Below are 23,013 nucleotides of genomic sequence, written 5' to 3'. Positions count from 1 at the left end.
ATTGAATACATGACGCCACCTCGAAATTCCGACGAATCAAACGGCAAGTCCGGGCGCCGCGACGAGCTGCTCGAGATCGCGGCGGGGCTGTTCGCCGATCGCGGAGTGCGCGCGACGACCGTCCGCGACATCGCCGACGCCGCCGGGATACTGTCCGGCAGCTTGTATCACCATTTCGATTCCAAAGAGTCGATGGTCGACGAGATCCTGCACCAGTTCCTCGACGAACTCTTCGGAAAATACCGCGAGATCGTCGCGGCGGGGTTGGACAGTCGCGCGACGCTCGAAGCGCTGGTGGTGACCTCCTACGAGGCCATCGACGCCTCACATTCGGCTGTGGCGATCTACCAGGACGAGGTCAAGCACCTCGTCGGGAACGAGCGCTTCGCTTACCTGGCCGAGCGCAACACCGAATTCCGGGACCTGTGGGTCGGCGTCCTCGAAGCCGGCGTCGCGGACGGGACCTTCCGTTCCGACATCGACGTCGAGTTGGTCTTCCGATTCATGCGAGACACCGTGTGGGTCGCGGTTCGCTGGTACCGCCCGGGTGGATCCCTCTCGGCTCACGCCGTCGCGGCTCAATATCTCGCGATCGTGCTCGACGGGCTCTCCGATCCGGCTACAACTTCAGACGCTATTGCTGAATCAACTTCAAGAACTATTGCTGCACAACGAAACTAGGAGCTAACGCTATGTCCGAGGTTTACATCGTCGACGCCATTCGCACACCGATCGGCAAGAGGGGTGGCGCGCTGTCCGGCGTGCACCCCATCGATCTCGGTGCGCACGTCGTCAAGGCACTGGTCGAGCGCACCGGTATCGACCCCAGTGACGTCGACGACGTGATCTTCGGTTGCGTCGACGCCATCGGCGGCCAGGCCGGCAACATCGCCCGTATGTCCTGGCTCGCAGCGGGATTCCCGGAGCACGTTCCCGGGGTGACCGTTGACCGTCAGTGCGGTTCGAGCCAGCAGGCAGTGCACTTCGGCGCTCAGGCCATCCTGTCGGGCACCGCGGATCTGATCGTTGCCGGCGGCGTTCAGAACATGAGCCAGATTCCGATCTCGGCAGCGATGATCGTCGGTCAGCAGTACGGATTCGACACGCCGACTTCGGGTTCGGTCGGTTGGACCGAGCGTTACGGTGACCAGGAAGTCTCGCAGTTCAAGGGCGCCGAAATGATCGCCGAGAAGTGGGACATCAGCCGCGAAGAGCTCGAGAAGTGGGCCCTGCAGAGCCATGAGCGCGCCAAGGCTGCAATCGCCGCGGGTCGCTTCGACAACGAGATCGTTGCCATGGGCGACGCGACCGTCGACGAAGGACCCCGCGAGACCAGCCTCGAAAAGATGGCGACGCTCAAGGTTCTCGTCGAAGACGGCCGCATGACCGCAGCGGTGGCCAGCCAGATCTCCGACGGTGCGAGTGCGCTGCTGCTGGCGTCGGCGGAAGCGGTGGAGAAGTACAACCTCAAGCCCCGTGCCCGGATTCATCACCTCAGCGCTCGCGGCGACGACCCGATCTTCATGCTCAGTGCGCCGATCCCGGCCACGAAGCATGCTCTCGCGAAGGCCGGTCTGAGCATCGAGGACATCGACATCGTCGAGATCAACGAAGCTTTTGCCCCGGTCGTCCTGGCCTGGATCAAGGAGATCGGCGCAGATCCGGCCAAGGTCAACGTCAACGGCGGCGCGATCGCACTCGGTCACCCGCTCGGCGCGACTGGCACCAAGCTGATGGCGACCCTGCTCAACGAACTCGAGCGCACGGGCGGCCGTTACGGCCTGCTGACCATCTGTGAAGGTGGCGGCACCGCAAACGCGACGATTATCGAGCGGCTCTGACGCCTTGCTGTGCGCCTTTATTAACCGCCGGCGGTTAATAAAGGCGCACAGCAGTTAGTTGTTCGGCGCATCCGCAACCTTGATGTCGAAGTTCGCACTTTCACCGTCAACGCTGGTCACGGTAGCTGTGACGTCGTATTCGGTGCCCTGCTCGGTCAGGATGCACGTGATCGATGCGCCGACTTCTGCGTCGAGGTTCTCCGGACACGTCACGTCGTCAGGTGGCTCGCCGATCTTCTCGGCGAGTTGAGTGGAGATCTGACTTGCGACTTCGGACTTGTCCACTTGCGGCGTCCCGACGCTTGCCGAGCAAGCTCCCGTGGCCAATGCCGCCGAGAGCAAGACGATTCCAACTGCAGGCCTCTTTGTCATGTGAACTCCCAGGGTGCGCCGGTGCTCGCTGCTGCCACCTCAGGGATTACCGCATTCGGGACTGTTCAACCGACTTACTCGACGCCGTTTGCCGAGCTCAGCGTCGGCGGACCGTCAAGTTGAAGCCTTCGGGCATCAGGGTGAGCCGTTCGGCCACCTTCAACTCGTAGTCCGGATCGGCTTCGATCGTATACTTCTGCAAGATGGTGCCCAACACGAGGACCGCTTCGTGAATAGCGAATTGTCTTCCGATGCAGGCGCGTTCACCTGTTCCGAACGGCTTGTACACGTGCGCCGGCCTGGCCTTGATGTTGGCAGGTAGGAAGCGATCCGGATCGAAAGCCTCGGGATCGTTGCCCCACACGGGATCGCGATGAAGTGACGGGATGAGCACGAGCATCCAATCGCCCTTCTTCATCGGATACTTGCCGACGAGCGTGGTGTCTTCGAGCGCCGCACGGCCGTAGGCGGGAGCGGTCGGCCACAGACGCAGCGATTCGTCGAGGACGCGTCGTACGTATCGAAGTTTCGCGATCTTCTCGAAGGCGGGCTCCTCGCCCTCCCAGACCTTGTCGACCTCGGCTTGCGCCTTGGCCAGCACGTCAGGGTTTCGTGACAGGTAGTACAGCGCGAACGACAACGCGCCGGAGGTGGTTTCGTGTCCCGCGACGAGGAAGGTCACGACCTGATGGCGGATGTTCAGTTCGTCGATACGGTTGGGATCGTTTTCGCGTGCCGCCCGTAGCATCAGTTCGAGAAGATCTTCCGGCCCCGGTTCGGTACTTGTCCGCCGGGCACGGATCACCTCGTCCACAACCTCGGCCATGTACGCCTTGCGGACCTCGTCACGTTGATCGGCCCGACGTGCGAGGACTCGCCCCAGGGCCGTCGACTTCAAGAACGTCGTGCGTTGTGAATGGGAGAGTGCGCCGACCATCGCCTTGACGAACGGGTGCTGCTCTTCACGTTCGAAAGAGTCGAACGAGTAGCTGAATCCAGTGCGTCCGATGGTCTCCAACGTCAGCTTGGTCATGTCTGCGGAGATGTCGACGGGGGAGTCGCTGTCACGACTGTCCCAATGGTCGACCAGCTCGCCGGCCACGTCGAGCATGGTGCGGTGGTACGAGCGCATCGCAGTCTGGCTGAACGCCGGGGCCAGGAGATTGTGCGCCTTGCCCCAGTTGGGTTCGTGGTTGTACGCAGTGAACAGTCCGTCGCCGCCGATTCCGCGGAGTGCTTTGACTCCAGGCGCAAGGTGCTTCGCGAACCGGGACTCGTCGGACAGTTCTGCCACCATGTCCGCGCCCGAGGCGAAGACGAAGCGATTTCCCAGGACATTTCTCTCGAAGATCGGGCCGAGTTCGCGCCCGATGCTCACGGAGTTCTGCAGCGGCGTCCGGATATTGATCCCGAGGACGTCCCCGAGGACTGGCAGGCGCCATGCCGGATGCGGAATCCGAGCATCGGTCGTCGCCTCTGGAGTGGTGTCGACGCTCATGGTGTGTCCCCCGGGTGAGATCGCTTACTGAATTGGTGTCTAGTACGCAAAGTACGCCTTACTGAATCGGTGTCAAGTAGTAATCTGACTTGTCTATGGTCGCACCACGAAAACGCCTGGACCGAGAGCAGCGGCGCACGCAGTTGCTCGACATCGGCGCGCAACTTTTTGCCGATCGTTCGTACGAGGACGTCTGGATCGAAGAGGTCGCCGAGATTGCGGGCGTCTCGCGCGGGTTGATGTACCACTACTTTCCGACCAAGCGAGACTTCTTCGCCGCAATCGTCGAGCGCGAATCGCAGCACCTGCTCGAGGTGACCGCACCGGACGCGACGCTACCGGTGCGCGAACAGGTGGCAGCCGGGTTGGACGCCTACTTCGCGTACGTGAAGTCGCACAGCAGGGGAGTACGCGCCATCAACGTGGGGACGCTCTCCGCCGAGGCCGGTATCCGAGCGATCGTCGAACGGGAACTCGAACAGCAGCAGATTCGAATCCTCGACGCACTGGAATTCGAGGGTGAAAGAAGACAGATCGCTGCCGTCGCAGTTCGGGGATGGATCGCATTCGTCCGAGCTGTCTGCCTCGACTGGCTCGATCAACCTTCCATACCGCAGGAAGAGTTGAGAGTGATTTGTCTGCGGACCCTCTCCGGAGCGTTGGGCATCGACCTCGAAACGTGAAATGCCGACCGCGTGGGAGCGGCCGGCATTTCCACGGACAAGTCTGATCAGTCGAGCGTCGAATAGAGATCGTCCCAGCCCTTGGCTAGGTACATGTTGGTGTAGATGGATCCGTAGTACGTACTGCCGCGCAGAACGGTGACGTTCCCGGCCTGCACAGCCGGAAGTCGTTGCCACAACTTGTTGTCCGAGAGCTGATCGAAGGTGGTGTCGCTGCTGTCGGTGACGGAAACCATGAACGCGTCGCAATCGCGAAGGCGATCCATCTCCTCGATGCTCAGTCGCCCCTGATTGTCGAAACCGGTTGTGTTCAATGTTCTTCCACCGATGTCGGCGAGCGTCATGTCGGTGGGCTGGCGATTCTTCTTACCGGTTTCCTCCGACACAGGCAGGCTGTCGATGTAGATCGTGGCCTTGTCCGGACTGTAGGACAAACTCGCGACGGTCTTTCCCGCGATCGCCGAAGCGTGTCGAGAGCGGATGTCGGTGATCAGAGCGTCATAGTCGGTGATCAGGCGATCCATGGTGGGGGTTCGGCCCAACCAATCGGAGAGTCGGGTGAGATTTTCTCGCCACGTCTGCTTCGATTCGGTCGTCAGGACAGGAGCGATGGTTTGGAGTTTTGCAGCGGGCCAGTACTCGTTGTCGGCGTTGACGCAGATGATGAGATCGGGTGCGAGTCCGAGGATCTGCTCCAGATTGGGCTTGTCGCTGAGGTATTCGGCCGAGCCGTCGACGGGAACCCACTCGGTGGCGGGCGAGATGTTGTATCCGAAGACCGGTAGTTCCAGGGCAATGGCGAGCTCGAGGTCGGTGCGGGCGTCGACGGCCAAGACCCGCTTGGGGTTGGTCGGTATGTCGTAAGTTCCCAACGGTGTGGTGACGGTGCGCATTTGAGTGTCGTCAGATGTACCCGAACCGTCACTGGAACTGCAGGACGACAGAATTGTTGCTACTGCTGCCATCCCGGCTCCGATGCCGAATTGGCGACGGGTCAGTGCGTCGACTAGCTCTTGCCAGGCGCGTTCGTCCAGCACGGTAGGTGTGGTGGTCAGCATTTTTCGATACCCTTCGGTCTGAGTCCGTATCGATCGTAGGGTCGGCGATACCAGATCACCTATATCGAAAACCGCCTGATATTAGTCGATTTCGGCCATTGTCCGTGACTTGCGGGTGATCGTTGCGCCGAAGGCGGCGGCGAGCGGGAACATGAGAACGCCGTACACCGCAGCCGGCACTGCCAATTGCACGTTGCCGAGGAGGCTGACGGCGATGGTGATCGCCAACGTGCTGTTGTGGATGCCGATTTCCATGGAACTGGCGATTGCCTGACGATCCTCGATGCCGAATATCCGGGGAACGACGTAACCGATCGAGAGGCTCAGTAGGCAGAACAAGGCAGCGACGACGCCGATGTCGACGAGATAGTCCGCGATGTTCTCGCGCTCGGAAACAACCGTTCCGACGATCACCAGTGCCAGAACCACCGCGGATCCGATGCGGACGGGCTTGTCCATCCGCTCGGCAAAGGCGCTCGAGCGCAACCGAACCCACATTCCGAGGGCGACAGGAATCAATACGACGGCAAAGACCTGAAGCACCTTCGTGAACTGAAGCCCGAGGGTGCCGTCCGCGTCCTCGGGTTCGAAGTAACCCAACGCGAAGTTGGTGATCAGGGGGAGAGTGACCACCGCTATCACCGAATTGACCGCAGTCAGTGTCACATTGAGAGCAACATCGCCGCGGAACAGATGGCTGAACAGGTTTGCCGTCGTGCCGCCCGGTGATGCGGCGAGGAGCATCATGCCGACCGCGAGCAGTGGGTCGAGGTCGAACAACGTGACCAATCCGAAGGCCGCGGCCGGGAGCAACAACAACTGACAGATCAGGGCGATCGAAACGGCCTTCGGCGCTTTTGCCACGCGGGCGAAATCTCCGACCGTCAGGGAAAGCCCGAGGCCGAACATGATGATGGCGAGTGCGGCGGGTAGGCCGACGGAGGTGAGTGCAGAGTCCATGAGTTAGTGGCTACTTCCAGTCACTGGGGAATTTCACTGAAACTACCGTGATGCCCGGATCTGCGTGGCAGTTTGGATACATTGGTGTATCGAACCGTGACGGCGTCGGTGAGCAGGGTTATCGTCGAATTATGTGCCGAAACATCACTGAACTTCGTGGACTCGAGCCCGCTGCTACGCCCGAGGAGATCGAGGCCGCCTCTCGCCAATACGTACGTAAGGTGAGTGGAATAGCCAAGGTGTCCGACGCGAACCGAGACGCCTTCGAACAGGCGGTGCGTGAGGTGACCGAAACGACGACGCGCCTGCTCAGCGCATTGCCGCCTCGCAGACAGCCACCTCAGACCGTCCCGCCGTTGCGTCGTCCGGAAGTACAGGCGCGGATCGCTGCTCGTTCGTCCTGACCCGAGTGGATCTCACAGATATCGACGTATGGGACGTCGAACCGTTGGATCAGCTGTCAGCTGGGCTGGAGGGCGTTCTGGTCGCTCATCGTGTCCGCGACATCCGGCGACGGCTGGATACGCTGCGCAAAGAGGCCGTCGCCGACGACTTGCATATTCGTCAGGACGGAACGGTCTCTGCCGTTGCGCCCATCGCCGACGGCCACCCGCTCCACGTGCATGCCCAGTTGCTCGAGGTCGCGGTGCGAGAACTGATCGGTGAGGCACTGCTGGTCAGCGCGGATCTTCATCATGCGTTGTCTCTGCGGTCTCAGGTCGGCACCGACCTCCGTGACAAAGCTGTGCGTGTGGGGGAGGAGTGGCGAGCGTTCAGCCCTGATCGGCAGCGTCAGATGTTGCGTCATGCACCCGGCCTGATCGCCAACCTCGACGGAATTCCTTCTGCGGTTCGCAGTCCTGCCAATCTCGATCGAATTCAATCGGAACGAGCACGGCTGCAAGATGATTCAGTCCGAATCTCGCAAGAACTCCACCGTGAGTTCTTCGGCGGCAGACTGAGTAACACAGGGGCGGGCCAGTGGTACGCCGAACGCAAACTCGAGGATCTGGACGCGCTCGACGAGTTGTTTCGCGCCGAACCTTGTCGACGGTTACTGCTCATGGACATGCGCTCGGGTGAACGCGGCTTCGCGGCAATCGCGATCGGTGATCCGGACACAGCGGATCACATCTCCGTGACGATTCCCGGACTGAACACCAACGTCAAGGACTCGATGCGCGGAATGGTCGGCGAGGCAACACGATTACGAGCCGAGGCGATGCGCCAACTCGAACTGGCCGGCCGAAAGGAGAGCGTGGCCACCATCGCCTGGATCGGATACGACGCGCCACAGGTGATCGGGCCGGGAAAGTTCGACATCGGTCGGGCCAGCTTCGACGTAAGTCGATCGTCCAAAGCAGGCATAGCCGCCGACGCATTGGGTAGCTTCTTTCACGGTCTTCGTGCTGCGTCGGTCAACGACCGAGTCCATATCACCGCGTTGGGTCACTCCTACGGATCGCTTGCGACTTCTCTTGCGCTGCAACGCGGGGCAAGCGCAGCGGTCGACGACGTGGTGTTCTACGGTTCACCCGGCGTGCGGGCCAAGGTGGAGTCGGACCTCGGTATCGCCGACCGCCACGTCTACGTCATGAAAGCGGAAGGCGACAGTATCGCGGGGTTCGGCCGTTTCGGTGGCGATCCGACGCGCACCGAGTTCCACCGATTGTCCACGGCCGAGGGGATCACCCCGGACGGTGTCAAGCACGAGCGGGCTTTCGGTCATGCGGAGTACGCGAGAACCGGGGACAACGGAGAACTGCGGATGTCGGGTTACAACCTCGCGGTTGTGGTTGCCGGACTGCCGGAGTTGGCCGTTGTGGCCTGACCTGCTGACTTACAGTGGCACTCATGCGTCTGAGGCACTCGGCCAGGGGATTGGTCGTTGACGGCCAGTCCCGTCTTCTGCTCTACCGATTCATCGCACCCGGGGGCGGGCTGACGGTCTGGTGTCCTCCGGGCGGAGGCTTGGAAGGAGATGAAACCCCGTCCGAGGCGCTCGCGCGCGAATTGGACGAGGAGATCGGCTTGCGTGACTACGGCGCCGTCACCCATGTGTGGCATGAGGAGATCCGTGATCTGACGATCTTGCCGGGTTGGGACGGTGCGATCAACGACTACTTCCTCGTGCCGGTAGCGGCCGCATTCGAGCCCTGTGGGTCGTTGGGGCGCGAAGCGCTGGCCGCCGAGCTGGTCGAGCACTTCGATTGGTGGAGCGTTGACCGCCTTCTGTCACACAGTGGTCGAGAAGTGTTCGGGCCACGCGATTTACCCGACCGGTTTGCACGACTGGTCAAGGATGGGCCATCGAGTGCGCCGGATCGATTTGTTCGGGCACCATGAGGGCCGCGAGGCATCGCCGTATTCGAGCATTTCGGCATCGAAACACGGCTAAACTGGGGTTATGGAGCACTACGTGCGCAAGGAGCCCATCCCGTACGCGTCTACGGCTGCGCCGGTCAGTTCTCGCAACCGGTTCAGAAGGATGCTCCAAAGGTTGTCGACAATTCTTCGCGGGATGATGGGGGATCGGAAGGCGAGTCGATATACCTCGCTCGCTCCGCGGCATCCCGACGGATCACGCACCGCTGTAACATCTTTCAATAGTAGTGGTGGTGGGAAATAGGTATCGGTGTACGACGCTGCCCGGGGTCCGTCGAATTCTCGACGAACGCCGGGCAGCGACGCAGTATGTGAGCTGGGATCAGCGGAGGTACTGGCCGCAAACGGGCCACGCGCCGGCACCCTGACCGGCAAGGACGTTTTCCGCGACGCGGACCTGTTCTGCCTGGCTGGCGTTGGCGGCACTGCCGGCTCCGCCGTAGGCTTCCCACGTGCTCTGGCTGAACTGGAGCCCGCCGTAGTAGCCGTTTCCGGTGTTCGCGGCCCAGTTGCCCGAAGATTCGCATTCTGCGACACCCGACCAGTCGTGGGTGGCTGCGGACGCGGTGCCGGCGCTCAGTCCGAGGGCTCCGGCTGCGAGGGCTCCGGCTGCGGCGACAGAGGCAAGGGCACGGGTAACGGTGGTCTTGGTCATTTTTGGTAAATCCTCTCGAGTCCCGCCGACGGAGGACGGTGACCGTCTCAGCTCCGCTCCCACCACTAGGAATGTTGTCGAGTCCGAACCGCGGGGTGGGACGGGCGGTGGCGATTCGGTAATGCCCGGTTGATCGGGCTGTCACCAACCATAAGAGATGATTACGGATTGGTCACGGGTCGGCGTGTCGACGCATGTTTGTGCAACAGAAATGCATCAAAGAGTGTTTTCCCAGGTCGCGTGGCGATATGCCACCTCTCTCGACGTTACATAATCGAGATAAAGTGTGATGCAAGTCACTAAAAATGCGTCTCGATGGCGTCGGTATGTGGCGAATGTGGCGCTCGATCGGCCGGTTTTGTCGATTTTCCGGCCCCAGTTCTGGTCACACAGGAGGCTGTGTCGAACCGCGATCTATTGTCGACCGACCGCCCCGATTTACCTGTGGGGCAGCAGAATTGAAAACGAATTACGCGCTGCTGGCTCAGACGAGATTCTTGCTCGTCTTAATCCGACGACGAATGTCGCGCATCTGTATGGTGTTGCCGGCCTGACGAACGGAGCGTGGGATGAACCTGTTGACGAACGACACGAAAATGAAGAGGTGTTCGAACCGGCGGCGGTCGTCTTCGGTCCACTCGAGGTCGAGTTGGTCGCGGTAGATCGGTGGAAGGAATCCGACCGTCAGGAACCGCAACAAGTTTCGGAATACCAGGCGTATCGGCCAAGCGATCATCTGTAGATTGACCAGGTCGATCAGATACTGCTTGGTGCGTTCGTCGATCACGACGCGTTCGCAACCGAGGTTCCAGTAGCGCTCGAAATCTGCGCGTGTGGCCGGCCACATCTCTTCGGTGACCTGCAGTGTCGTTCCCAAAGTTGATGCGGACTGATAGAACGACTCCGCCTGTTCTTCCGACATCTTGCCGTGCAACAACTGATGACTGTCTTCGAAACCGATGAACAGGCAAGCAGCAACCCATAATTGGAGTTCGCGATTGAAGGCGTTGTACTTGACCGGGCTGTTCGCATCCGACTTCACATGTCGGTGTACCGAATTCACGGCCTCGCAGTAGGCCTTTCGCTCTTCCGCGTTGCCCAGGATCGCGACCGTCAGGTACTGCGTTGTGGTTCGTGCGCGCTTCCACGGATGCGCTGTCAGAGCACCAGATTCGACCTTGCTCTCCATGACGCCGTACGCCACCTCGGGCCAACCGAGTTGCAGGATGACGTTGGCAGCGGCTCCGGCGAACGACCAGAAATCGAGTGCGTCGGTGATGTGTGCGGGTTTACGTGCCCACCGCCTACGCTCCGCCGTGATGGTGATGCGTGTCTGATCGGTCCGAAGAGACGACTCGGACTTTTCCGAATCCAGGTAGTGAGTGGGCATGGATCTTCCTCCGCGCGTGGTGAGTTACTTGGTCTCGACGTTGCTCACGAGCCACCGGTCGTCCGAGCGGACCAGGGACACGACCATGCGGTACTTCTGTGTGTTTCCCTCTGGCGCTGCGACATTCTTCGCTTGTTGGTCGACGAACACGAGCACCTTGGCCGACGAATTGTCCAGCGATTCGATGCCGACGTCTGTCGCCGTTGCGCTCGCCTGGCCTTGCCCCCCGGCGACGACTTCGCGCAGTGAATCGACCATCGTTCGGTAGGTGCCGGCAAACTCGTCGGTCGACATCGAGGCGATGCTGTCTTTGTTGGCATCGAGGTTCTGATAGTCGAAGGAGGACATGATGGTCGAGTAATCCCGCGCGGTGTCCAAAGCCTCCTGCCGCAGCGTGTCTGCCTGATTCGCCGAGTACATCTGGAATCCGAGCACCACCAATGCTGCGACCAGCGCTACCGCTAAGAGTGAGATCAGTGCGTTGCGTGGCTCCTTAAGGCGGCGAAGTAGCGACGGAGAAGTCGGATGTTCGGCCACCTCGGCTTCAGCCTCGTCGAGTAGTGCGTTGTCACCGTGTGCCATTTCCCAGTCCTTCCAACATCAATCTCCAGTAGTTCAGGGCGTCGACTCCGGTCGGGACGAGAATCGGATCTGCGACGACGGGCGGTCCGATCGGCGTACCGGGGACCGTCGAGTTCTGCAATCCGAGGTCGTTCGGGCGGGGAGCATTCTGTGCTCCGCGTTGGACGAGGTCGTCGGCGGGGGGACAGTACATCGCCAGACTTGGACTGGTGGGAGACAGATCGCCGACCTCACGCCGAGGGGTGTCGTAGTTACAGACCGGCCCCTGTGTGGCAACCAAGGCAAAGTCGGCGCGATCGCCTTTGACGATGGATGCCAGTTTGGCGAGACCTTCAGGAATCGTGACAAGTCCGGTTTCGAGGGCGTCTGTGCGGTCGGAGATGATCGGTGCGACAGTGACGAGATTGGCCAGGACCGCTCCGAAAGTGTTGTGGTACTTGTCGAACAACTGTTGAGCGCTGTTCAGGGCGGCGGGCGAATGATCGGTGAGGTAGATCAGTACCGGAGCGTTGGATTCGAGTTGTTCGGTGAAGTTCTTGGCAGCTGCCATTCCTCGGACGAACGAATCCGATTGTGTCGCCATGGAGTCCACCAACGTGGAGGTTCGCGACAGCAGCGCGGCGAGTTCGGCCGACTGGTCGTTCAACTGCGCGGACATGGTCCTACCGTTGTCGATCATCGTCGCCAAGCTCGGGCCGAGCCCGTTGAACGAATTTCCCAGTTCGGTCCCGATGTCGCTGATCGCTTGCGGATCAATCCCTTCCAGGACACCGGACGCCTGAAGCATCAACTGGCTCATCTGGACCGGTTGCTGATCCGCGGGCATGGCGATTTCGTCGCCGTCCCGAAGATACGGGCCGTGGTCTGTGTTGGGATAGATGTCGACATTCTGAATTCCGGCTGCGGTCCCCATCGTCACCTTGGCGACGCTGTCGGTAGGTATCTCGGTGTTGTCGTTGAGTGAGAGTTCCACCCGAGCCGAGCGGGTGCCTGCGTCGAGTTCGACTTCACTCACTTTCCCCACCTGTACGCCGCGATACGTGACGACCGTGCCCTTGGTCAGCCCGAAGGCGTCGGACATGTTGGCGTGCAGCCGGATTTGGCCACCGAAACCCTGAGGGCCGACCACGTAGACGATTCCGAAAGGGATTACCACAGCAGCGATCAGAGCGAACAGGACAAGTTGAACAAGCGCAAGGCGACTCAACGCAGACCTCCCTGAAGTAGATCGGTGAGAGTTCCCGCCGGTGCGATCGATTGACCGGCCATCCCGCCGCTCCAGAGCTTGTCGATCGTTCCCGGAATATCCAGGGCGCCGTCGAAAACGAGGTAGTCACCTTGGACTGCACTGGTGAAGTTCTCGAGCAATCCGTTCATATTCGCCAGTGTCTGACCGATCTCCGAGTTGAACGAATCCAGAGTCCCGACAACGGTCGACGCATCGTGCAGCGTCGCGTCGAGGCCGTCGGGTGACGAGTCGAGGATGGTGTTTGCGTTGGTGGCGAGCTGAACGGTCGAGTTCAACAGGCTTGCAATCTGATCCTTCTGTCCCACGAGAATCGACACCACCTGTGGAACGGAATCGAGGTAGTTGTCGACGACGTCGCGTTGGCCGGCCAGTTGGGAGGAGACCCGGGCAGCGAGGTCGACGGCCTCGTCGAACTCGATGCGGTGACTGCTTGCCTCTGCCATGAGCGAGGTCAGGGTGTCGGTCAGAGAACGAACTTCACCGGAGCGCCCGGAAAACGCGGTGTTCAGCTCGCGCACCACGGTGTCGAGTTGATCGATGCCGCTTCCGGTCAGAACCGTACCGAGCGTGGCAAGCGCACTTTCGACCTGCGGACCGATCTCGGTGCGAGACTCCGGAATTGTGTCGCCGTCGCTGAGCATCGAGCCGGACGGAACCTCCGGCACCAATAGTCTGATGAACGGGTTGCCCAGTGCGGACGGGAGTTCGACGGATGCTTCGACGTTGTCCGGCAACGGCGTCGCGGCGTCCAGACTCAGCGTCACATCGGCTCCGACGACGTCGGCGGACAGCGCGGATACTCGGCCGATGACTTTCTGGCCGCTGCGGACGTCTGCCCCCAACACCAGGCCGTCGGCGCCGGCCAGCTGCAGCGCCACGTTGTACGCATCACCGTCGGCCGAACGACCCAGGGGTAGGTCTTGAATGCCTGCGCTACAGCCGCCGAAGGCGAACACGGCCACAGAACCCACACCGATGATCACGATACCGGCGATTACTCGAACCGATTGCCGCGTCAATTGCTACCTCCGGGGACGGCTCCGCCGGAAATCGCGGAGGCGATTCCGAGCGGATCAGAAGTGCTGAGGGGGAAGGAAATCGGATTCGTGAACCCGGCTCCGGTACAGATCGGCAACTTGTAGGTGTCGCACAGCGGTTTCGCAACCGCGAACTGAGTCAATGCAGTCGAGACGTTGAGCCGAATGCGCCCGCGCTGATCAGGACCGATTGTCTGGGAGAGGTTCTGCATCATCAACGGCACCAGGTCCATGAACTCAGCGAGGCCGGGTTCTTTGGCAGCCAGAGTGTCACCGAGAACTCGCACGTTGTCGGCTATGGCACCGACATCATCGCCGTGAGTTGTCATGAAACTGTTCAACTGGTCGAAGACCACCTGCAGATCCTGCAGAGGCTGTGAGATGTCCATGTTCTGGTTCGCCCACTGATCGCCCAATGTGCCGAGGTCACCGACAAGTTCGTCGAGGCTGACCTGCCGTGCGTCCAGAGCATTCATCAAGGTGTTGAGATTGTCGACAAGGGCACCGATGTCTTCCGCCCGAGCGCCGACAACTCCGGTTGCCGTGCTGAGGTTGCGAATTGCGGTGTTGAATTGATCGCCCTGGCCCTGCCACCCGGCAGCGCCGCGGCTCACGAGATCGCCGAGATTGCCCCCATCCCCGGCAAATGCGTCGGCCAAAGTGCTGACGCTTCCCCTCAAGCCGTCGAAATCTATGGGGGAGTGGGCACGTTCGATCGGAATCTGGTCGCCGTCTTTCAGCGTCTCTCCGCCGGTGTAAGCCGGGCCGAGTTCGATGTGGCGATCGCTGATCACCGATGGATTGAGGACATAGGCCGAGGCGTCGGCGGGCAGGTCCACGGAGTTGGGCATCGACATCGCTACTCGAACAGAAGTTCCGCGAGGTTCCACCGACGTGACCGTCCCGACGCCGACTCCGAGGACGGTGACCTTGCTTCCCTCGTAGATTCCGCCGACATAGCTGAAATCGGCGTAGACGGTCTTGGACTGATCCGTTCGTCCGAAGATGTACCAACCGGGGAGTGCAATCGCCAGGGTCACGACCAGCATGGCCGTGACGGCTTTTCGTGTATTCACTTGCAGCCCTCCATGATGCCGAGCGCGCAGAGCAGATTGTCCGGGATCACGGCGGCCGGCGCGTTGACGTCGGTCCAATTGCCGGTGCCGGTGGAATCGGTGACCGAACGCAGCGCGGAAGGAAGACGAGTCAACAGCAGGTCGATCTGATCTGCGTTGTTCTTCAGCGTGGTGGTGACCTCGACGAGGTTGTCGGTCATGGCTCCGAACTCGTCCTGACGATCGACGAAAGTGGTGGAGAGCTTCGAGATGATGATTGTCAGGTTGTCGACCAGCTGAGTCAGTGCGTCCTTGCGCATCGCAAGAGTACGAACGATCGTCTGAGCATTGGCCGCAGTACCGACTATCGAATCGGTTTGTGCCGCAGCCATGTCCGACAGCTCGCGGGACATGATGAGAATCTGGTCGATCTGTTCACTGTTCTGCGCGAAAGCCGCCGAGGCGCCGCTGATTCCGGCCAGAGCCCGGCCCACCTGATCGGAATCAGTTGGAATCACCTGCGAAAGGGTGTTCATCATGGACTCCATCGCCTGTAGGTCGACGCCGGTAGCCGCAGTGGTGGCATCACTGCTGACGTCGTCGAGGCTGTACGGCACGGTTGTGCGGGAGAGCGGGATGACCCGCGCATCGGAGTCGTCGACGACTCCGGCCGGCACGATCTCCAGGTAGCGCTTGCCAAGGACCGTCTTGAGCCTGACAGTCGCCGTGCTCTGGTTTCCCAAAGGCTGGTCCTTGTCCAAGCGGAAGTTGACGACGACGTGGTCGCCGGCAAGGTCGATCGAATCCACTCGGCCCGCGGGAACCCCGGCCACGTAAACCGGATCGGTGTCGGAAAGCCCGCTGGCATTGGCCAACTCCGCTGTGTATGCCGACGTGCGTACGTTGTACCAGAGCTTCGGAATGCCCAAGGCGGCGCCGAGTCCCACCACCAGAACGAAGATTCCGAGACTACCCAGGGCGAGAGCGGTGCCGCTACCGCTGCGACGGCGATCCCCTTTTAACAGGAAGAGCATGATGCCGACGAACACGTCGATCAGCTTGACCAGGAACATCATGAGCACACCGGCGAATGTGTCGGACCGAAGATGTTGGCTTCCATGTCGCCTGCCTTCAAAGTGAAATTGCACAGATACAGGCTGATGAAACTTCCGTAACTTCCGATCCGGTTGGCGGCGTCGGCGAACTGGGGAAGGTTGGCGAGAAGTCTGTTGAACTCGTCGGTGCTCGCAATCCAACTCCCGGTGACACTTTCGAGTTGTTGCACGGTCTGACCGAATGCGCCGTTCGACCCGGCCATGATCTGAGCCAACGACGAGACAGTTCGGTTTCCCTGATCCAAGAGCGAGACCAGTTGATCGTTCTGCCCGACGACGGAAGTACTCAGATCGTTCAAACCGTCCAGCAGACCGACCAATTCGGGTTGACGTTCGTCGACGGAGGTGAGAAGAGTGTTCATGTTCGTGAGTAGTTGTGCGAAGACGTCCTGACGGTCGACAAGGCCGGAGCTCATGGTCGCGATCTGGTCGAGGAGGGTGGTCATCGCCTGGCCCTGGCCGTTGAAGGTTTCGATAAAACTTCGCGTGAGCGTGTTCACCTGCTCGGGCTGCAGCGCGGCGAACAACGGTTTGAACCCGTTCATCAGTGCCGTCAAGTTGATCGGCGGTGTTGTCTGCGCCAGCGGTATCGTGTCACCTGGTTCGAGCTGTCGTGCGGATACCGTTGTCGCGCTGTCGTCCTGCGTCAGTGCCAGATATCGAGCACCGAGCATGTCGCCGTAGCGCACGGCGGCACGGACATCCGACTCGAGGGAATATTGCGACTCGATTTCGACGTCGACGATCGCCTTGCTCGTGCCGCCGCCGTTGTCGGCAAACGCAACTGAGTCCACGCGGCCGATACGCACACCGGACATCGTGACCGGGTTACCCGGGTTGAGGCCTTCGACATCGGTGAACTCGAACGAATACGAATCGGTGCTTCCGCGAACCGGGACCGACAACGTGTTCGCCACGAACGACGCACAAGCGACGCCGGTGAGACAGAAGAGTGACAACCGAATTACCTGGCCAGGACGGACCTTCACGGGACGGTCACCTCATTGCCTCTGACCATCGGCCCCAACATCAGTGTTGTTGCCGTATTTGGGGTGTCCGAGCGTTCCGGCGATCCGCCCAGTAGCTGATCTTCGAGGTAGCGCAGCGTGGCCGCTTCGGCTTCGCCGCCCACGACCGGGGCACTGACGGGTTGTGCAGGCGTCAGGTTGGAGCCTGAACACTGCGCGCCGCGCGAGTCCCCGTACTGCGGGCAATCATCGCCCGTGTATGGGAGCGGTTCGGCGAACGTGGCAACTGCTGTGATGTCGAACTTACCGGTGGCGAAGACCCGCGCGCCCGCGGCGCCGAACGTACTGGCATTGGCGAGGGTGGAACGCAGTCCTCCGGGATTGGCCGCGGTGGTTGCGAGTATCTTTCCGGCGGAATCGATCACAGTGATGATGTTTCGGTTGTTCTCCACGACAAAATCGTCGACGGTAGCGGCGAAGACTGCGGCCGCGCCGATCGAGGACTCGAGATTCGCTCTGTTGGCGACCATGTTGTTCGAGACGGTTGTGGCGGCTGCCAAGGTATCGAGAATGTCGGGGGTCGCGCGGTCCAACGCGTCGACGACCGACTTGAATTCGGGTGTCGATTCGAGGAATTGGTGTGCGGCGGGTGTCAGTACGCCGGACGCGGCACTGAGATTGTCTATCGTGGTACCGATCTCGGCTCCGTTTCCGTCGAGTGCCTGGCCCAGCGCAGTCAGGGCTGTCTGCAGCTTCTCGGGCTGCATGGCGGTGAGGACGCCCACCAACTTGGTGTACACGTCGTAGAGCGCAACGGCTTCGGGACCGTCGTCCATGTGGATCTCGTCTCCGTCCGACAGAGTCGTCTGGCCCTGCTCATTCGGACTGTCCACGAGCTGCATGTAGATGTCGCCGAAGAACGTTCGCGGAACGACGCGGGCCACCACGTCGGCGGGAATCTTCGACGCGTCATCGGTCTGAATCTGCAACTGCACAACGGATTCGGCCGTGCCTGATTCGATTTCGCCGATTCGGCCGACGTTGACGCCGTGGTACCGCACCGGAGCTTCACCGCTGATGAGACCGGCTGTGGCTGGAACAGCGACGAAGATGTCGGTGCTCTGCTCGAGGTTTCCAGAACCGCGTAAAACCATTGTCACAGCGGCGGCGACGGCTACCACTACGGCGATCGCGCCGCGAAGGGCGTACACGATCTTTGTGTGTGTAGTGAGTCTGTCCACGGCTCAGACCCCCATTCCCGGGATCTGGGGCACGAGGCCCCACAGCGCGAAAGTCATCAGTACGTCGAGGATTCCGATCGCGAGGATCGCAGTCCGAAGCGCGCGCCCGGCAGCCTGCCCGACGCCGGCCGGACCACCGGAGGCATAGTAGCCGTACGCGCAGTGAACCAGCGCGACAACAGCGGCGAACACCACGGCCTTGAGGCCCGAGTACAGGAGATCCTGCGGCGAGATCGCCAGATGGAAGAAGTAGTCGTAAGTACCTGCCGATGCACCGTTGAAGAACACGACGACCAGTCGGGTCGACAGGTAACTGGCGAGCAGCCCGATCATGTAGATCGGGATGACGCAGATCATGGCAGCGATCACCCGCGTACCCGCGAGGAAGGGGATGGATCTGATCGCCATCGAGTCGAGGGCGTCGATCTCGTCCGAGATGCGCATAGCCCCGATCTGGGCAGTGAAACCCGTTCCGACCTTGGCAGCCAACGCGATAGCGACGACAACAGGGGCAAGCTCACGGGTGTTCGCGACCGCAGACAGCATGCCCGAGAGCGAGGTCATCCCGACGAGTTCGAGGCCCCGGTGAGTCTCGACGCCCAACATCATTGCCGCGGCGAGCGACATCGCGAAGACGATCCCGATGGTGCCGCCGCCGGACAGCAAGGAGCTCGTGCCGAAGCTGACCTCGCTGATCTGACCGAGTACGTGCTTGCGGTACTTGGTGAGCGCAAAAGGGATCGATGCGATGGTGCGGACGTAGAAAGTGACGTGCTGACCGAGGGAGACGAGGCCGTCACCTGCGGTTCGCAGGGGTCTGCTCGCTTGACGGGCTCGAACACGGAGATCGACGAGCGACATCAGAATTCACCGACTGCCGGGACGATTACGGTGTACAACGCGGACAACACTGTGTTCACGATGAAGACGAGCGCGAACGCAATGACGACGGCCTCGTTGACTGCGTCGGCAACGCCGCGGGGGCCGCCTTTTGCATGGAGACCTTTGAAAGTGGCCACCAAAGTCGAAGCGAGGCCGAAGATCGCGGCTTTCACCAAAGCCATGACGAAGTCGGACGATCGACCGTATTGGCTGAACGTTGCCATGAACGTTCCGGCCGGAAGATGCTGCACGTAGATGTGGTACAGATAGCACGCGATCACTCCGCCGAAGGTCACCATCGAGCACAGTGCGAGGGAGACGATCACTGCCGCAACCAATCTCGGAGCTACCAGGCGTTCGATCACATCGATGCCCATCACTTCCATGGCATCGATCTCTTCGCGAATCTTTCGCGAACCAAGATCGGTGCAGATCGCCGACCCGGCAACACCGGCCATCATCAACGCGCACACCAGTGCTGCGGCCTGTCCGACGATGATGAATGCCACGACGGCGCCCGAGTAGCCACCGGCACCGATGCGGCCGGCCAGTTCGCCGACCGACACCGCGATGAAGACACCGATCGGAATCATGAGGAGCAGCGACGGACCAGTGCTGACGCGACCGATGAAGAGCGTCTGAGTGACCGTCTCGTGCAACGAGAGTCGCCTGCGGAGGATTGCCGTGAACAGGCCGAACAGTGCCTGCACCGAGAATCCGATCAGATAGCCCCCCTGCAACGCTACGTCTCGTACCGGGCCTTTCGGGGCTGGTAGCTCGTACGTCATCTAATTGAATTCCTTTGCAGATCAACATGGTTCAGCACGAAAGTCGAACTGTTCGGACGCTGGCGGTCGAGCGAACTGCTTGTGAAGCATCTCACACATATATGTGACGTGGCAAGCATTATGTGAACGAAAATTCTCGGGTGAGTTTTCGGTGTAACTGCGACGGTCAGCGCGTTGACGTGGCAATATGAGTTCTGGCGGGTGGTGTCCTCGGCTTAAGTTCATCGAAATTCCGGAAGCCGTCGTCCGATGTCCCGATTGGGGAGGGAGGGGCCGCTTCGAGCGGTGACCCTACCCCTGGTTTCGACCACAGGGCAAGGCTTTGTTAACGAGAATTCTCTCGAGCTTCAGCATCGATGATCGGGCGATGCAGTTGATGGCAACCTAAAGTTAGGGCAGCTAGCAGCGTATATAGAACGTGGATACAGTGGAATCTCGAAAGTTTCCGATGGCGCGCAGCGATTATGATTATGCTCATTCGCAAAAGGATCGGTTTGGTGTCTGGTGGGGCTGAGAGAGGGGGTGCGCGAGTGAGCCCGAGACAGCAGTCTGTCGATGCGCAGACAGTTGACGAACAGACCTCGCGTGTAATCCTTCGAGCGGCGGGATCGGAGTCGGTCAAGCGACGTCCGAAGGACCGCAAGGCGAAGATCGCCGCTGCGGCTGCAATTGCGTTCAGCGAACGGGGATATCCTGCCGTAGGCGTCGAGGATATTGCGTCGTCCGTAGGTATTTCGGGTTCGGCACTCTATCGGCATTTTCCGAACAAGTATGCGATGTTCCGCCACGCGGCACTGGAATTGACCGACGCGCTCGAGAGTGCACTCGATGCGGTCTCCGTCGCCGCCGATGCAACTGACCGGGAGCGCCTACGCGAGGATTTGCTCGCTGTGATCCGAACGACGGTGCGTAATCGGCGCACAGCCGGGATCTACCGGTGGGAGAGTCGGTTTCTCGACGCTGCCGATCGGAAATCGGTCCGAGCTCAGGCAGCTGCTGTCAATCACCGAGTTGCACTGCATCTTTCACGCTCCGAACCGCCGGCGAGTGCTCGTGCCGAAACCATCCTCACCTCAGCGATGTTCAGCGTGATCGGCAGCATCACCGCTCACAATCTGATACTGCCCCAACGTCGGATGGAGCAAGTTCTTCTCGACGCTTGTCTGTCGATCGAACACGGTGGGAGTGCAATTACATCGCGGCGGTCGGAGCAAACTGTGTCGACGCGACCGGTGACGACGAACAAGCGTGAACGTCTGCTGCAGGAAGCCGTGCGGCTCTTCGATTCTCGCGGTTACCACGACGTCAGTATCGAAGAGATCGCAGCCGCTGCGGGTTTGAACGCTTCCGGGATGTACCGCTACTTTCCGAGCAAAGCGGAACTTCTCGGGGCGGTGTTCTATCGAGCGGCAGACCGTCTGGACCTTGCGACGGCAGCAGTATTCGAGTCTGCGACGTCGCCGGAGGAAGCGCTGCGCGCACTGTCGGCGATGTACGTGGAGTTGTCGTTTGCACAACATGAATTGATGTCGGTCTATTTTTCCGAGATGAACAACCTTCTGCCGGGACATCGAAGCGATCTGAAGAATCGGCAGAAGCTGTACGTGGTCGAGTGGGCGCGGATACTTCGCGAAATTCGTCCGGACCTTTCGGCGATAGAGGCGAAGTTCCTGGTTCACGCTGCTTTGAACTTGGTTCCCGACATCGGACGCCTGATGAAGTTCGATGTTGCAGCAGAAAACGCCTCCACACTTCAGACGTTCATGTCAGCAGTTCTCTTCGGCCGCCCGGCTCCGCCGCCCTGAACTTCTCGCCGCCCTGAACTTCTCGCCGCCCTGAAACTTGTCGGACGGCGTGCGTAGTGTGGTCGGCTATGAGCGAAGTCGTGTCTCTGGCAGCTGCCCGCCGAATAGCGCTCGCCGCTCAAGGGTTCGGCAAATCACACCCGGCAACGGTGACGCGGCGCAATCTGGTCAGCGTGATGGACCGGCTGCAGGTCTTGCAGATCGACTCGGTCAACGTTTTCGAACGCAGTCACTACCTGCCCGTTTATGCGCGACTGGGCGCGTACGACAAGTCCAGGCTTGATCAGCTGACCTTCTCCCCGGAGTCGGGGTACCTCGAATACTGGGGACACGAAGCGACGTTCCTGCCGGTGGACATGTGGCCGCTCTTTCGTTGGCGCATGGACCAGTTTCGTGACAAAGCGTTGAGCGACAAGAACGGATGGGCGTCTGATCGGCGCGACTTCCTCGACTGGTTGCGCAACGAACTGCGTGAAAACGGTCCGATGGCGGCGAGCGAAGTCGAGCATGAAGCGAATACACGCCGCGGCCCGTGGTGGGGGTGGTCGGACGTGAAAGTCGGGCTGGAGACTCTGTTCCGTTGGGGCGAAGTGGTATCGGCGGGTCGCGCAGGATTCGAACGTCGATACGGCCTTGCCGAACACATGCTCGCGCCCGAGATCCTCGATGCGAGGATCGATCGATCGGACGCGATCCGTGAGCTGGTGCTGCGTGGTGTGAAGGCCCACGGACTCGGTACGCTCGACGATATCGCCGACTACTTTCGGCTGCCGAGCGCTGAGGCACGAATTGCCTTGCGTGAGCTCGAAGACGCCGGCAATGTACGCAGTGTTTCCGTCGAGGGCTGGGAGCGTCGTGGCAAGCCTCGCGAGGTATGGATTGATCCACAGGCAAAGCGTCCAAGGTCGATCCGAACCGAGGCTCTGTTGTCGCCCTTCGATCCGGTAGTGTGGGCGCGCGATCGAGCGTTGCGGCTCTTCGACTTTCACTACCGGATCGAGATCTATACTCCCGCACACAAGCGGGTTCACGGCTACTATGTGCTCCCCGTGTTGATCGACGACAATATCTGCGCGCGAGTCGATCTCAAGAACGACCGACAGAGCCGTCGGCTACTCGTGCGCGCTGCTTGGGCCGAGCCCACCGCCGATGCCGACACTGCACCGCGTCTGGCTGAGCTCCTTCGTAGAACCGCAATGTGGCAAGGCTGCGACACCGTAGTCGTGGAGAGCAATGGAACATTGGCATCAGAGCTGGCCGCTGTGATGGCCGGCGACGAGGTGGATGCGGTGGGCGCGCGCTAGGTCAATCTGGAACGGTGAGTCTCCCGTCGACTGCAGCTCGGTTGATGGAATCTCTTAATGCCGAACAAGTTCCGGTGCGAATTTTCGGCGACGCCTTGTCTTCGCGATACTCCGAACACACGTTGTGCGGATCCGATCGCCATTG

The 23,013-nt window shown here is 60.7% G+C and carries 22 protein-coding genes and 1 pseudogene; 8 read left to right on the top strand and 15 right to left on the bottom strand.

Going from position 1 to position 23,013, the window contains the following annotated elements; translation table 11 throughout:
- The first annotated feature begins 9 nt into the window (after positions 1-9).
- The gene (locus H351_RS27570) at positions 10-681 is read left to right on the top strand and encodes a TetR/AcrR family transcriptional regulator (protein ID WP_003945807.1); all 672 of its coding nucleotides are present in this window, start codon (positions 10-12) and stop codon (positions 679-681) included.
- Positions 682-692: 11 nt separating this feature from the next.
- Complete coding sequence (locus H351_RS27565) at positions 693-1,841, top strand: acetyl-CoA C-acetyltransferase (protein ID WP_003945727.1); 1,149 nt, start codon at positions 693-695, stop codon at positions 1,839-1,841.
- A gap of 54 nt (positions 1,842-1,895) precedes the next feature.
- Here the strand turns inward: H351_RS27565 and H351_RS27560 are convergent, their stop codons facing one another.
- The gene (locus H351_RS27560; RefSeq protein ID WP_073512010.1) at positions 1,896-2,213 is read right to left on the bottom strand and encodes a DUF4333 domain-containing protein; all 318 of its coding nucleotides are present in this window, start codon (positions 2,211-2,213) and stop codon (positions 1,896-1,898) included.
- 97 nt (positions 2,214-2,310) lie between these two features.
- Positions 2,311-3,711: a cytochrome P450 gene (locus H351_RS27555; RefSeq protein WP_029254490.1), complete on the bottom strand. Its 1,401-nt coding sequence runs from the start codon at positions 3,709-3,711 to the stop codon at positions 2,311-2,313.
- A gap of 95 nt (positions 3,712-3,806) precedes the next feature.
- Here H351_RS27555 and H351_RS27550 point away from each other — a divergent pair, with 95 nt between their 5' ends.
- Complete coding sequence (locus H351_RS27550; RefSeq protein WP_020906279.1) at positions 3,807-4,394, top strand: TetR/AcrR family transcriptional regulator; 588 nt, start codon at positions 3,807-3,809, stop codon at positions 4,392-4,394.
- Between the two features lie 47 nt (positions 4,395-4,441).
- Here the strand turns inward: H351_RS27550 and H351_RS27545 are convergent, their stop codons facing one another.
- Together H351_RS27545 and H351_RS27540 are read right to left on the bottom strand one after the other, a co-directional pair.
- Positions 4,442-5,452: an ABC transporter substrate-binding protein gene (locus H351_RS27545; protein WP_029254491.1), complete on the bottom strand. Its 1,011-nt coding sequence runs from the start codon at positions 5,450-5,452 to the stop codon at positions 4,442-4,444.
- Between the two features lie 81 nt (positions 5,453-5,533).
- A complete protein-coding gene (locus tag H351_RS27540) occupies positions 5,534-6,412 on the bottom strand; it encodes a bile acid:sodium symporter family protein (RefSeq protein WP_029254492.1) in 879 nt (292 codons plus the stop codon).
- A gap of 131 nt (positions 6,413-6,543) precedes the next feature.
- Between H351_RS27540 and H351_RS27535 the strand changes: the two genes are divergently transcribed.
- Genes H351_RS27535 through H351_RS27525 form a run of 3 tightly spaced genes read left to right on the top strand, consistent with a single transcriptional unit; the run spans position 6,544 to position 8,758 of the window.
- Entirely contained in the window at positions 6,544-6,816 is a 273-nt protein-coding gene (locus tag H351_RS27535; protein WP_003945457.1) for a DUF2277 domain-containing protein, read from the top strand.
- Between the two features lie 5 nt (positions 6,817-6,821).
- The gene (locus tag H351_RS27530; RefSeq protein ID WP_029254493.1) at positions 6,822-8,243 is read left to right on the top strand and encodes an alpha/beta hydrolase; all 1,422 of its coding nucleotides are present in this window, start codon (positions 6,822-6,824) and stop codon (positions 8,241-8,243) included.
- Between the two features lie 23 nt (positions 8,244-8,266).
- The gene (locus tag H351_RS27525; RefSeq protein WP_081051204.1) at positions 8,267-8,758 is read left to right on the top strand and encodes an NUDIX domain-containing protein; all 492 of its coding nucleotides are present in this window, start codon (positions 8,267-8,269) and stop codon (positions 8,756-8,758) included.
- A 367-nt stretch (positions 8,759-9,125) separates the two neighbouring features.
- Here the strand turns inward: H351_RS27525 and H351_RS27520 are convergent.
- The 11 genes and pseudogenes from H351_RS27520 to H351_RS27470 form a co-directional block, all read right to left on the bottom strand.
- Positions 9,126-9,452 (bottom strand): annotated as a pseudogene (locus H351_RS27520) (transglycosylase family protein); the annotation flags it as partial.
- A 484-nt stretch (positions 9,453-9,936) separates the two neighbouring features.
- The gene (locus tag H351_RS27515; RefSeq protein WP_029254495.1) at positions 9,937-10,842 is read right to left on the bottom strand and encodes an oxygenase MpaB family protein; all 906 of its coding nucleotides are present in this window, start codon (positions 10,840-10,842) and stop codon (positions 9,937-9,939) included.
- 24 nt (positions 10,843-10,866) lie between these two features.
- A complete protein-coding gene (locus H351_RS27510; RefSeq protein ID WP_029254496.1) occupies positions 10,867-11,424 on the bottom strand; it encodes a hypothetical protein in 558 nt (185 codons plus the stop codon).
- Positions 11,411-12,631, bottom strand: coding sequence for an MlaD family protein (locus H351_RS27505; RefSeq protein WP_029254497.1), 1,221 nt, complete (start codon positions 12,629-12,631; stop codon positions 11,411-11,413). The genes H351_RS27510 and H351_RS27505 overlap by 14 nt, the downstream gene beginning before the upstream one ends.
- Positions 12,628-13,692: an MCE family protein gene (locus H351_RS27500; RefSeq protein WP_029254498.1), complete on the bottom strand. Its 1,065-nt coding sequence runs from the start codon at positions 13,690-13,692 to the stop codon at positions 12,628-12,630. The genes H351_RS27505 and H351_RS27500 overlap by 4 nt, the downstream gene beginning before the upstream one ends.
- The gene (locus tag H351_RS27495; protein WP_029254499.1) at positions 13,689-14,786 is read right to left on the bottom strand and encodes an MCE family protein; all 1,098 of its coding nucleotides are present in this window, start codon (positions 14,784-14,786) and stop codon (positions 13,689-13,691) included. Before H351_RS27495 ends, H351_RS27500 begins: the two co-directional genes overlap by 4 nt.
- A complete protein-coding gene (locus H351_RS27490) occupies positions 14,783-15,838 on the bottom strand; it encodes an MCE family protein (protein WP_029254500.1) in 1,056 nt (351 codons plus the stop codon). The genes H351_RS27495 and H351_RS27490 overlap by 4 nt, the downstream gene beginning before the upstream one ends.
- Positions 15,838-16,869: an MCE family protein gene (locus H351_RS27485; RefSeq protein ID WP_029254501.1), complete on the bottom strand. Its 1,032-nt coding sequence runs from the start codon at positions 16,867-16,869 to the stop codon at positions 15,838-15,840. The genes H351_RS27490 and H351_RS27485 overlap by 1 nt, the downstream gene beginning before the upstream one ends.
- A complete protein-coding gene (locus H351_RS27480) occupies positions 16,866-18,059 on the bottom strand; it encodes an MCE family protein (RefSeq protein WP_244891407.1) in 1,194 nt (397 codons plus the stop codon). The genes H351_RS27485 and H351_RS27480 overlap by 4 nt, the downstream gene beginning before the upstream one ends.
- A gap of 33 nt (positions 18,060-18,092) precedes the next feature.
- Positions 18,093-18,950 carry an MlaE family ABC transporter permease gene (locus tag H351_RS27475; RefSeq protein ID WP_029254503.1) on the bottom strand — a complete coding sequence of 286 codons (858 nt, stop codon included), beginning with the start codon at positions 18,948-18,950 and terminating at the stop codon, positions 18,093-18,095.
- A complete protein-coding gene (locus tag H351_RS27470; protein WP_019746964.1) occupies positions 18,950-19,759 on the bottom strand; it encodes an MlaE family ABC transporter permease in 810 nt (269 codons plus the stop codon). Before H351_RS27470 ends, H351_RS27475 begins: the two co-directional genes overlap by 1 nt.
- A gap of 530 nt (positions 19,760-20,289) precedes the next feature.
- On the opposite strand from H351_RS27470, the gene H351_RS27465 reads away from it, so the two are divergent.
- The gene (locus tag H351_RS27465) at positions 20,290-21,564 is read left to right on the top strand and encodes a TetR/AcrR family transcriptional regulator (protein WP_029254504.1); all 1,275 of its coding nucleotides are present in this window, start codon (positions 20,290-20,292) and stop codon (positions 21,562-21,564) included.
- 68 nt (positions 21,565-21,632) lie between these two features.
- Positions 21,633-22,868: a winged helix-turn-helix domain-containing protein gene (locus H351_RS27460; RefSeq protein WP_029254505.1), complete on the top strand. Its 1,236-nt coding sequence runs from the start codon at positions 21,633-21,635 to the stop codon at positions 22,866-22,868.
- Positions 22,869-23,013: the final 145 nt, after the last annotated feature.

The organism is Rhodococcus erythropolis R138 (genome assembly GCF_000696675.2).
GTDB lineage: Bacteria > Actinomycetota > Actinomycetes > Mycobacteriales > Mycobacteriaceae > Rhodococcus_F > Rhodococcus_F erythropolis.
This window is presented reverse-complemented; position numbering and strand designations above follow the sequence as displayed.

Coding starts and splice junctions, on each gene's coding strand:
- H351_RS27570 (WP_003945807.1), top strand. CDS start 10: ATGACGCCACCTCGAAATTCCGACGAATCAAACGGCAAGTCCGGGCGC.
- H351_RS27565 (WP_003945727.1), top strand. CDS start 693: ATGTCCGAGGTTTACATCGTCGACGCCATTCGCACACCGATCGGCAAG.
- H351_RS27560 (WP_073512010.1), bottom strand. CDS start 2,213: ATGACAAAGAGGCCTGCAGTTGGAATCGTCTTGCTCTCGGCGGCATTG.
- H351_RS27555 (WP_029254490.1), bottom strand. CDS start 3,711: ATGAGCGTCGACACCACTCCAGAGGCGACGACCGATGCTCGGATTCCG.
- H351_RS27550 (WP_020906279.1), top strand. CDS start 3,807: ATGGTCGCACCACGAAAACGCCTGGACCGAGAGCAGCGGCGCACGCAG.
- H351_RS27545 (WP_029254491.1), bottom strand. CDS start 5,452: ATGCTGACCACCACACCTACCGTGCTGGACGAACGCGCCTGGCAAGAG.
- H351_RS27540 (WP_029254492.1), bottom strand. CDS start 6,412: ATGGACTCTGCACTCACCTCCGTCGGCCTACCCGCCGCACTCGCCATC.
- H351_RS27535 (WP_003945457.1), top strand. CDS start 6,544: ATGTGCCGAAACATCACTGAACTTCGTGGACTCGAGCCCGCTGCTACG.
- H351_RS27525 (WP_081051204.1), top strand. CDS start 8,267: ATGCGTCTGAGGCACTCGGCCAGGGGATTGGTCGTTGACGGCCAGTCC.
- H351_RS27515 (WP_029254495.1), bottom strand. CDS start 10,842: ATGCCCACTCACTACCTGGATTCGGAAAAGTCCGAGTCGTCTCTTCGG.
- H351_RS27510 (WP_029254496.1), bottom strand. CDS start 11,424: ATGGCACACGGTGACAACGCACTACTCGACGAGGCTGAAGCCGAGGTG.
- H351_RS27490 (WP_029254500.1), bottom strand. CDS start 15,838: ATGTTCCTGGTCAAGCTGATCGACGTGTTCGTCGGCATCATGCTCTTC.
- H351_RS27475 (WP_029254503.1), bottom strand. CDS start 18,950: ATGTCGCTCGTCGATCTCCGTGTTCGAGCCCGTCAAGCGAGCAGACCC.
- H351_RS27470 (WP_019746964.1), bottom strand. CDS start 19,759: ATGACGTACGAGCTACCAGCCCCGAAAGGCCCGGTACGAGACGTAGCG.
- H351_RS27460 (WP_029254505.1), top strand. CDS start 21,633: ATGAGCGAAGTCGTGTCTCTGGCAGCTGCCCGCCGAATAGCGCTCGCC.